Raw genomic sequence first — 269 nt, forward strand, 5'->3', positions numbered from 1 at the left:
CTCCAATTGCTTTTCCTATAGCAAAGGCTTCTTTTGCAGACTCCCATAAACGATCAGCAGTATAATTGAATAATGCATCTACGGTATCAATACCATGTTCTGCCAGCCGTGCTAAATATAAATTACATCCAAATTGTTTGGCAATATTTCTATGAACCGGATTGCCCTCTTCTTGGCTAGCACTAAATCCATGCAAATAAACAATGGCATAATTTGTTTTTTGTTTCAATGTATCGTTTGCCCAAACAATTCTTGCTTCATTGTTCTCT

General features: G+C 36.4%; 1 protein-coding gene. It reads right to left on the reverse strand.

Annotated features, from left to right (window positions below; genetic code table 11):
• Positions 1–269: alpha/beta hydrolase (locus tag CWB62_RS18495; protein WP_502705273.1), on the reverse strand; the 269-nt coding region annotated here is incomplete at both ends.

The sequence above is a fragment of the Pseudoalteromonas sp. S408 genome (assembly GCF_005886645.1).
Classification (GTDB): Bacteria; Pseudomonadota; Gammaproteobacteria; order Enterobacterales; family Alteromonadaceae; genus Pseudoalteromonas.